Origin of the sequence: Acidovorax sp. HMWF018 (assembly GCF_003061035.1) — a bacterium.
In the GTDB taxonomy this organism is placed as follows: domain Bacteria; phylum Pseudomonadota; class Gammaproteobacteria; order Burkholderiales; family Burkholderiaceae_C; genus Acidovorax; species Acidovorax delafieldii.
In genome coordinates, this window is the sequence record NZ_QAIM01000180.1 from 1 (window position 1) to 9,429 (window position 9,429).

Annotated in this window: 7 protein-coding genes; 2 read left to right on the plus strand and 5 right to left on the minus strand. The window is 66.0% G+C overall.

The window, feature by feature from the left end:
- The coding region (locus DBR23_RS06795) for a DUF917 family protein (protein ID WP_146191260.1) at window positions 1-474 on the minus strand (474 nt) is incomplete at its 3' end.
- 167 nt (window positions 475-641) lie between these two features.
- On the opposite strand from DBR23_RS06795, the gene DBR23_RS06800 reads away from it, so the two are divergent.
- Both DBR23_RS06800 and DBR23_RS06805 read left to right on the plus strand, forming a co-directional pair.
- Complete coding sequence (locus DBR23_RS06800) at window positions 642-1,328, plus strand: DUF3334 family protein (protein WP_056062049.1); 687 nt, start codon at window positions 642-644, stop codon at window positions 1,326-1,328.
- A gap of 207 nt (window positions 1,329-1,535) precedes the next feature.
- The gene (locus tag DBR23_RS06805; RefSeq protein WP_056060603.1) at window positions 1,536-1,862 is read left to right on the plus strand and encodes a hypothetical protein; all 327 of its coding nucleotides are present in this window, start codon (window positions 1,536-1,538) and stop codon (window positions 1,860-1,862) included.
- 24 nt (window positions 1,863-1,886) lie between these two features.
- Here the strand turns inward: DBR23_RS06805 and mgtA are convergent, their stop codons facing one another.
- From mgtA to DBR23_RS06825, 4 genes are all read right to left on the minus strand, one after another.
- Entirely contained in the window at window positions 1,887-4,622 is a 2,736-nt protein-coding gene (gene mgtA, locus DBR23_RS06810; protein WP_108497736.1) for a magnesium-translocating P-type ATPase, read from the minus strand.
- Window positions 4,623-4,906: 284 nt separating this feature from the next.
- Window positions 4,907-5,152: a hypothetical protein gene (locus DBR23_RS06815; RefSeq protein WP_108497737.1), complete on the minus strand. Its 246-nt coding sequence runs from the start codon at window positions 5,150-5,152 to the stop codon at window positions 4,907-4,909.
- Window positions 5,153-5,550: 398 nt separating this feature from the next.
- A complete protein-coding gene (locus tag DBR23_RS06820; RefSeq protein WP_108497738.1) occupies window positions 5,551-6,621 on the minus strand; it encodes a response regulator in 1,071 nt (356 codons plus the stop codon).
- 2 nt (window positions 6,622-6,623) lie between these two features.
- Window positions 6,624-9,429 (minus strand): ATP-binding protein (locus DBR23_RS06825; RefSeq protein WP_108497739.1); only part of this gene is annotated, 2,806 nt, incomplete at its 5' end.

Genomic DNA, 9,429 nt, shown 5'->3' on the forward strand with positions numbered 1-9,429 from the left:
CACGGCGGGACTGGGCGCTGGCCCGGAAGGGGCGGTGAAGGTGGTCTGGGGCAGTTCAGGCACGGCACGGCCCGCGCCATCGCCGTTCACCACCCAGATGCTGCCGCCCGACATGGCCGCGCCAATCAACGGCACCAGCGAATTGATGGGCCCGATCTCCACCGGGATGAAGGCGCCTGGCTGCATGCCGGTGTACGCCTGCATCACGGCCACGGTGTTGCTGATGGAGTTCTGCACCGCCGTGAGGGTGAGGTTGTCGGCCGCGTCGGGCGAACCCATGATGGCCAGCACACAGGCATTGGTGGCGCCGTCGTAGTCCTGCACCTGCACCGTGCCCGTGTAGCCTTGGTCTGCCAGCTGCTGCACGATGGCGCAGGCGTCTTGGTAACTGCCACCACCGCCGCTGGCCAGCACGGCCGCCCCGGTGGCGATCGCCTGGAAATCGGTCAGGCCATAGAAATAGACATTGCCCATCGGGCCCCCCTCTCTTATTTGGATGAAAAGCACGATATCCGAGCCCCGTCGAAAGTCAATGACCGGGATACCACGGGGGGATCGGCACCACGGCAGGGCCTGCACTCTGGTTTACGGCGGCATCATCGCCTATGCTGTGCACCAAGTTGTTTTCCGCTACCCCCACCATGAGCACCCCCGAAAAATCCCCCGTTTACGGCACCGAAGACCTTTTGATCAGCCTTTGCAACTCCGTCACCCGCGTACTGGGCGTGGCTACACACAGCCAGATCCACTACTCCGGCATGGTGCAGCGCATCAGCAAGACCTGCCTGAAACCCGACATTGGCTGCTTTGTGCTGTTTGACGGCGGCTTCTCGGGGCTGGTGATCATCAATTTCTCAGGCCAGGCGGCGATGGAGCTGTACGCCAACTACCTGCTGAACATGGGCATGTCCAAGGATGACCTGGTCAGTTCGTACACCTCCGACGAGGTCAGCAACGTGATGGGCGAGCTGATGAACCAGGTGGTGGGCGACTTCACCGGCAAGGTGCGCCGCGAGCTGCAGACCCACATCACACAAAACCAGCCCAAGATGCTGGTGCTGAACAAGCAGGTGCAGCTGTCGGTGGACGCCAACCTCGACAAGCCCGAGGCCCGGCGCGTGACCTTCTACACCAGCAACAACAACATCTTCTACCTGGAACTCGCCATCGACCGCACCGAGTTCATCAAGCTCTACGACTTTGAAGCGCAGGAAGCTCCCGACCCGGACGCGCTGATGGCCCAGTCGCAAGAAGCACCGCCCGTGCCCGCCCCACCGCCAGCCGGCCAGGACGACACGGATGCGCTGCTCAAGTCGCTGGGGATGTAGAAACACTACAAAAAAGATAGCTGCCAGCGCATGAAACACTAGCGCTTGCAGCCACTTTTTCTCAAATATGCGCCCGAAGTGCCTGCGGCGCTCCTCCGGCCAGCCCAGCGGGCCCGTCCTACAAACGCCGTCACGAAGTACTGACGATGCTTCCCGGTCACAGGCCTAAGCTGAAAAACCCAGCTGTTGATCGGAAAGGAGCCCCCAATGCCACGTGCAGCCTGGAGCGCCAAACGCGAGCGCCAGTACGAACACATCAAGGACAGCCTGCTGGAACGCGGTGAGAGCGAAAGCACCGCCGAAGAGATTGCCGCGCGCACAGTGAACAAGGAGCGCGCGCAACATGGCGAAGCCCGCACGGCCAACCCCAAGACCCTGAAAGCCACGCCGGCCCCTGTGCGCGGCGGCAAAAACTCACACCGCGGCCCGCAGGGCCGCACGCGCGAGCAGCTGTACGAGGACGCCAAGCGAGAGAACATCCGGGGTCGCTCCCGGATGAACAAGCAGCAACTGGAGCAGGCGCTGGCGCGCTGACCCTGGCCCGCGCTTGGCGTCCGCTCACTGCCAGCCGTAGCGCCGGACGTACCAGCGCTTCATCACGGTCGTCAGCAGCACGTAGCCCGCCAGAATGCCCACCAGCCACGGAAAGTAAGCCAGCGGCAGCGCCTGCAGCTTGAAGTGCCCGGCCAGCGGCCCCATGGGGATGAAGATGCCCACCGCCATGATGAGCACCGTGGCCGTGAGCAGCGGCACCGACGCCACGCTTTGCACAAATGGCAGCTTGGGCGTGCGGATCATGTGCACGATCAGCGTCTGCGTGAGCAGCCCCACCACGAACCAGCCCGACTGGAACAGCGTCTGCGCCCCGACGTTGTTGGCACCAAACACGTGCCACATGACGGCGAAGGTGGTGATGTCGAACACCGAACTGATGGGCCCGAAGAACACCATGAAGCGGCCGATGTCGCCCGGGTTCCACTTCAGCGGGTTGCGGATGAGCTCCTCGTCCACGTTGTCGAACGGGATGGCGATCTGCGACAGGTCATACAGCAGGTTCTGCACCAAGAGGTGCAGCGGCAGCATCGGCAAAAATGGCAGGAACGCACTGGCCACCAGCACCGAGAACACGTTGCCGAAGTTGGAGCTGGCCGTCATGCGGATGTACTTGAGCATGTTGCTGAAGGTCTTGCGGCCCTCCATCACGCCCTCTTCCAGCACCATCAGGCTTTTCTCCAGCAGGATGATGTCGGCCGCCTCCTTGGCGATGTCCACCGCACTGTCCACGCTGATGCCGATGTCGGCCGCACGCAGCGCCGGGGCGTCGTTGATGCCGTCGCCCATGAAGCCCACCACATGGCCGCCCGCGCGCAGCGCGCGCACCAGCCGCTCCTTGTGCAGTGGCGAGAGCTTGGCAAACACGTTGTGGGTGTCGGCCGCGCGCGCCAGGGTGGCGTCGTCCATGGCGTCCACGTCCTTGCCCAGCAACACGCCCTGCACCGCCAGGCCCACCTCGCGGCAGACCTTGAGCGTCACCAGCTCGTTATCGCCGGTCAGCACCTTCACGGCCACACCGTGCGCGGCCAGCGCCTTGAGCGCAGGGGCGGTGGATTCCTTCGGTGGGTCCAGAAACGCCACGTAGCCGATCAGCGTGAGGCCCGATTCATCGGCCACGCTGTACACCGTCTGGTGGGGCGGCGTCTCCTTCATGGCCACGGCGACCACGCGCAGGCCCTCGTTGTTCAGACCGCGCGTCACCTCCAGCACCCGCGCGCGCAGGGTGGCGTCCAGCGGCAGGTCTTGCGCGCCGGAGTCTTCCACCACACGCACCTGGGTGCACACGTCCAGCATCTCCTCCACCGCGCCCTTGCAGATCAGCTCGTGGTGGTCGTTGCGCTCGCTGACGATGACCGACATGCGCCGGCGCACGAAGTCGAACGGCACCTCATCGACCTTGCGGTAGTCCTGCGCCAGGCGCAGGTCGGTCTGCAGCTCCACATGCTCCAGCACGGCGTGGTCCAGCAGGTTCTTCAGGCCGCTCTGGTAGTGGCTGTTGAGGTAGGCAAAGGCCAGCACCTCGTCACTGTTGTGGCCAAACACGTCGGTGTGGCGCTCCAGAAAGATCTTGTCCTGCGTGAGCGTGCCGGTCTTGTCGGTGCACAGCACATCCATGGCACCAAAGTTCTGGATCGCGTCCAGCCGCTTGACCACCACCTTCTTGCGCGACAGCAGCACGGCGCCCTTGGCCAACGTGCTGGTCACGATCATGGGCAGCATCTCGGGCGTGAGGCCCACGGCCACCGACAGCGCAAACAGAAACGCCTCCAGCCAGTCGCCCTTGGTAAAGCCGTTGACCACCAGCACGATGGGCACCATGACCAGCGCAAAGCGGATCAGCAGCCAGCTCACGCTGTTGACGCCTGCCTGGAACGCGGTGGGCGTGCGGTCGGTGGCCGTGACGCGGGTGGCCAACGTGCCAAAGTAGGTATGGTTGCCCGTGGCCACCACCAGCGCCGTGGCCGAGCCCGAGACCACGTTGGTGCCCATGAACAGCAGGTTGGTGGCGTCCAGCGCACTCGTGCCGGGCTGGCTGCGCTCGGCAAATTTTTCGACCGGCAGCGATTCGCCCGTCATGGCCGACTGGCTCACGAACAGGTCCTTGGCCGTGAGCACGCGGCAGTCCGACGGGATCATGTCGCCCGCCGACAGCACGATATGGTCGCCCGGCACCAGCTGGTGGATGGGCAGTTCGCGCGGCGTGGCTGCACTTGCGGCGCCCTCCGCGCCGCTGCGGCGCAGCACCGTGGCGGTGTTGCTGACCAGCGACTTGAGGCGCTCGGCCGCGCGGTTGGATCGGCCCTCCTGCACAAACCGCAGCAGCGTGGAGAGCACCACCATGGCCAGAATCACGACGGTGGCCTCGTGGTCCTCGGTGAGGTACGAGATCAGTGCCAGCACCGTGAGCAGCACGTTGAACGGGTTCTTGTAGCAGTGCCACAGGTGCAGCCAGGCGGGCAGCGGCTTTTCGTGCTCCACCTCGTTGGGCCCGTGTTGGGCCAAGGCAGCGGCGGCCTGGGCGTCACTCAGACCCGCAGGGTCGGACTGCAGGCGCTCTATCAGTGGGAGCAGGTCATCGCTGGCGGCGCGCTGCAGCTCGCGGCTGAGCAGGTCGGGCGAGGTGGCGGGGGTGGGCGCACGGCCCAGGGTCAGCGTGTCCAGGATCAGCCGCCGCGCAAAGTGGCGCGTCACATGGCGGGTGTGCAGAAAGCGGTCGAACAAGTGGTGCAGGAAGCTCATGGCGGTCTCCCTAGCAGCAAGCGCTGACGGCGTTGCGCGTCACGGGCAGTGGTGCCGTGTGCGCAGAAATGTGGATGAAACGGAACATGGTGAGTCACTCCTTCTGGCCGGCAACGGCCAGAGGCGTGAGGCTCACGCCGTCACGCGAGCCATCGCCCCGGGCCCTGGGCCTGGTATGCAAAGTTCAATGGGGATGTGGTGTGGGGCGGCGCTTCGGAGCGCCTGCGCGGGTCTGGGTCCATGGGGCCTCCTGGGTAGTGGTTGCAATACAGGCGTGGGCCGGCTTAAATCGGCCGCGCCCGTCGGCGCAATGCCCGCGCAGGCGGCTGGCCATGCAGGTAGCAGCGAATGCGGTGCGTGGGCCACAACGTGGTGCCGTCAAGTTCGACCACGGCTTGCAGGCTGTCAGCGGTCCCATGGGCAGGGCCCTGTGCGCCTGAAGACAGCGATGCAGCATGCTCGGCGCGTTCAGCGCCAGGCGCCACCGCACGCTGAAAAAGGCTGGGCAGATCCACAACAAAAAAACGCATGGCAGTTGTCCTTGGCAGGCAGGGCAGAGCACGCAGAGGCAGATGGGCGCCAGGGGGCACCGTCACAGCAGGCGGGCCATGCCCCAGCCAAAGGGGCGCGGCCCGTGCAGACGGCACAGATGCAGCAAAGCGGCAAGACGGTAAAGCCACCCACACCGCCATGGCTGACGGGGGCGCACGGGGTACAACAGGGGCTGGGAGAGACGGGGCCGGAGCTTGCACAAGGCAATCCACAGCCCGGGAGCGGGCGTCAGGAGGCCTGGCAGGCAGCAGCCGTCACGGCTTGCTGGGGTTCACTGCAACAACTGGCACTTTCCACGCTGGGGCTCCGGAAATGAAGGTGCGCGATTATTGCGCTGCAACATGACGAGGTCAATGCGTTTTTTTGGCCCCGACGGTCACCCTTCAAACTGGGGATGCAACTGCCGGATGCGGTTCATGGCCATGGCCGCTGCTGCGGTGCGTGTTTCCACCCCCAGCTTGGCAAACACACGCTCCAGGTGCTTTTTGACGGTGGCAGGGCTGGCGCCCAGGATGTCGCCGATGTCGCGGTTGATCTTTCCCTTGACCACCCAGTACAGCACCTCGGCCTCGCGCGCGGTGAGCTTGAAGGACAGGCTCATGGATTCGATGATCTTGGCATCCGACACCTCGCGCATCACGATGAGCCAGTCGCCGCCGCCGGCGCTGTCGCCAGCCTGCTGGTGCAGGCGGAAGGTCAGCCTGCGGGCTCCCTGCTCCACCGCAAGGCGCGGGGGCTCGGCCAGCGAAGCGGCCAGCAGCTCGGCCGCGTTGTCGGCCAGCACATGGCGACGCAGCCAGGCCTGCACCGGCTCGGGCGCCCATTGGCCGAAGGCGGTGGGCGTGCCGTCCGGGCCCACTTCGCCAAAGTAACTTTGCAGCAGCTCGCGCGCCAGCGGGGTCTGCCACACGATGCGGCCATCCACCGCACGCACGGTGATGCTGGCGTAGCCAAACGCATCGAGCGCGTTGCGCGCCTCGCGGGCCTGGCGCGCGTCCTGCCGGGCCTTGCGGGCAGAGCCCAGGTGCACCCCCATGCGCGCCATCACCTCGCGCGGCTTGATGGGCTTGGTGACGTAGTCCACGCCGCCCGCCTCCAGCGCGGCCACCAGGTGCTCGGTCTCGGTAAGGCCGGTCATGAAGATGATGGGGATGTGCGCCGTGGCAGGCGATGCCTTCAGGCGCCGGGCGACTTCAAAACCGTCCATGCCGGGCATCATGGCGTCGAGCAGCACAATGTCGGGCAGGGCCTGCGCGGCACGCTGCAAGGCCGCCTCGCCATGCGTGGCGACCAGCACGGTGTAGCCCGATTCATCCAGCGCGTCGTGCAACACGGCCAGGTTGTCGGGCACGTCGTCCACGATCAGCACCACATCGCTGTCGGTGCGGTCCAGCGCTGCACCGGGCGCTGCAGACGCGTGCAAGGAAGATGGGTTGGCGGTGGTCATCACTATGGCGCCTGCTCCAGGATCTGGCCCATGGCATCGAACTGGAACTGCTTGGCCAGCTGCCGCATGGTGCCCACAAAAGCGCTGTGCGCGGGCTGGCTGCGTTCAATGTCGTCCAGCATGTTGAGGATGCCACGGTAGTAGCCCAGCGCCACCGCCTGGGCCAAGGCGGCAAGGGCGGTGGTGTCGGGGTACGTGAGGGGCGCATCCGCTGCCGCAGGCAAGGCGGGGGTCATATCGGCTTCGCCGTATTGCCACTGCAAGACCAAACGGCGCTCCAGCCAGTCCAGCAGCTCGCTGTGGCGCACGGGCTTGACGATGAAGTCTTCGGGGCTGATCTCCACGTCGTTGTCCAGCGCCTTGTCAAACGCATTGGCGGAAACAATGGCGCAATGCACGTTCGGCAACCGCATCTGCCGCACGCGCCGCAAAGTCTCCCACCCGTCGATGCCCGGCATGGCCAGGTCCATGAAGATGGCGTGCGGCCGGTAGCCGGTGGCCAGCAGATCCAGCGCATCGTGGCCGCTGGCCGCCTGGCGCAGCTCAAAGCCCAGGGGTTCGAGCAGTTGCACCAGCAGTTCGCGGTCAGGCTCTTCGTTGTCCACGACCAGGATGCGGCGGCGCTCGCCGGCATACCCTCTGCGCGCGCGCTGGGCTTGCACAGCCACGGGCGCCGCCGCCTTGCCCAGCGCATCCCCATGCACCTCGGGCAGAAACAGCTTGACGTGGAACACCGAGCCCACGCCTGGGGTGCTGCTCACCGTCAGCTCGCCGCCCATGAGCGCGGTGAGCATCTTGGCAATGGTCAGGCCCAGGCCTGCGCCCGGCGCGGCCGCGGTGTTGCCACCGCCCGAGCCGCCGCGCGCAAAGGGCTCGAAGATGCGCTCGATCTCCTCGGACGTGAGGCCTGGTCCGGTGTCCTGCACCTCGATGCGCGCCATTTCGCGGGCGTAGCGCACACGCAGCGTGACGGTGCCGTGCGCGGTGAACTTGACGGCGTTGCCCAGCAGGTTGATGAGGATCTGGCGCAGGCGCTTTTCGTCGGCACGCACCACTTCCGGAATCACGCCCAGCACATCAAACTGGAAGGCCAGGCCCTTGGCCGCGGCCTGCAGTTCAAACAGGCTGGCCATCTCGTGCAGGCCATCGGCAAAACGCATGGGCGTCACGTCCAGCGTGAGCTTGCCGGATTCGATGCGCGCAATATCGAGCGTGCCCTCGATGAGCGAGAGCAGGTGCTCACCGCCCCGGCGGATCACATGCACCGCCTGCTTGCGGTGCGGGGGCACGCCCGCGTCCTCGCCCATCAGCTGCGCGTAGCCCAGGATGGAGTTGAGCGGCGTGCGGATCTCGTGGCTGATGGCGCTGATGTAGCGGCTCTTGGCGTGGTTGGCCTGGTCGGCAGCACGCTTGGCTTCTTCGGCCACCTGGCGCGCCTGCTCGGCCACGCTGCGCGCGGTCTGCAGGGCCTCGTCGGTCTGGCGGTGTAGCTCGATCTCGCGCACCAGAAGGCCGGTCTGGCGGTTGGATTCCTCCTGAGCCACCTGGCGGCTTTTGTGCGCCAGCACCAGCCACCAGGCCACGATGCCCGAAATGACCAGCAGTGCAAGATAGGCCTTGAGCAGGCCCGAGCGCAGCGCCACTTCGGGTGCCGCCATCACCTCGGTGTCAGTGGCCGCCTGGGCGATGGTGTTGAGCTCCTGGTGGTACAGCAGCCCCATCACCGAGGCCAGCAGCGGCGCGATCACCAGCATCAGCAGCAGGAAGTGACCCAGGCCCGTGTCCAGGTAGCGCCACATGGCGCGCGGCAGCACCCAGCGCAGCGCGGCCGACCACTGCACCGCCATGCTCGCGTGGGGTTTGCACAGGTCGCCGCAGCGCGCATCGAGCGTGCAGCACAGCGAGCAGATAGCCCCCCGGTAAGCAGGGCACTGGGCCATGTCCGGGGCTTCGTACTCGCGCTCGCAGATCACGCAGCGCTGCACGGTGTAGCGCACGTAGCTGCCCAGGTCAGCACCTTGTTTGCCGCTGACCGGACCGTGCATGGGCACCGCCACCACATCGGTCACCGCAGTGGGATCGGGCTGGCGCGCAATGTAGTAGCGCCCTCCAGTGGCCCAGGCAATGAGCGGTGCGGTGACAAAGGCCACCGCCATCGCAATCACCGCCGAGAACGCCTGCGGCAGCGGTCCGAACAGGCCCAGGTGCGCGCTGATGGACAGGATGGACGCGAGCGCCATCGAGCCCACGCCCACCGGGTTGATGTCGTACAGGTGCGCGCGCTTGAACTCGATGCCCTTGGGCGACAGGCCCAGCGGCTTGTTGATGACGAGGTCGGCCACCACCGACATGATCCAGGCGATGGCGATGTTGGAGTACAGCCCCAGCACCTCGCCCATGGCGCGGAACACGTTCATCTCCATCAGCATGAAGGCGATGAGGGTGTTGAACACCACCCACACCACGCGCCCCGGGTGGCTGTGGGTAAGGCGCGAAAAGAAGTTCGACCACGCCAGCGAGCCTGCGTAGGCGTTGGTCACATTGATCTTGAGCTGCGAGACCACCACAAACAACGCCGTCGCCGCCACCGCCCAGCCGTAGTGGGGGAACACGTATTCATACGCGGCCAGGTACATCTGGTTCGGGTCCACCGCACGCTCGGCAGGCACCATGTGCGTGAGCGCTAGATAAGCCAGCAGCGCGCCGCCCAGCATCTTGAGCACGCCCAGCACCACCCAGCCCGGCCCGCCCACCAGCACGCCCAGCCACCAGCGCCCACGTGTGGCAGGGGTGGATGCGGGCATGAAG